The sequence below is a fragment of the Paenibacillus zanthoxyli JH29 genome (genome assembly GCF_000520715.1).
GTDB classification, from domain to species: Bacteria; Bacillota; Bacilli; order Paenibacillales; family Paenibacillaceae; genus Paenibacillus_AQ; species Paenibacillus_AQ zanthoxyli.
In genome coordinates this window covers 1-471 of record NZ_ASSD01000474.1, presented here as the reverse complement: position 1 = coordinate 471, position 471 = coordinate 1, and the positions used below count along the sequence as shown (strand labels likewise).

At 55.8% G+C, this 471-nt stretch carries 1 rRNA gene; it reads left to right on the top strand.

The features are described from left to right. A 16S ribosomal RNA gene (locus L691_RS0118250) occupies positions 1-434 on the top strand; the annotation flags it as partial. Positions 435-471: the final 37 nt, after the last annotated feature.

The following is a 471-nucleotide window of genomic DNA, read 5'->3' as shown; positions in this document are numbered from 1 at the left end:
CCCTTGACTTTAGTTGCCAGCAGGTAGAGCTGGGCACTCTAGAGTGACTGCCGGTGACAAACCGGAGGAAGGTGGGGATGACGTCAAATCATCATGCCCCTTATGACCTGGGCTACACACGTACTACAATGGCCGGTACAACGGGAAGCGAAGCCGCGAGGCGGAGCGAATCTTCTAAAGCCGGTCTCAGTTCGGATTGCAGGCTGCAACTCGCCTGCATGAAGTCGGAATTGCTAGTAATCGCGGATCAGCATGCCGCGGTGAATACGTTCCCGGGTCTTGTACACACCGCCCGTCACACCACGAGAGTTTACAACACCCGAAGTCGGTGGGGTAACCCTTACGGGAGCCAGCCGCCGAAGGTGGGGTAGATGATTGGGGTGAAGTCGTAACAAGGTAGCCGTATCGGAAGGTGCGGCTGGATCACCTCCTTTCTATGGAGAATCGTTTCCCGCAGCGGAAACATTCAAA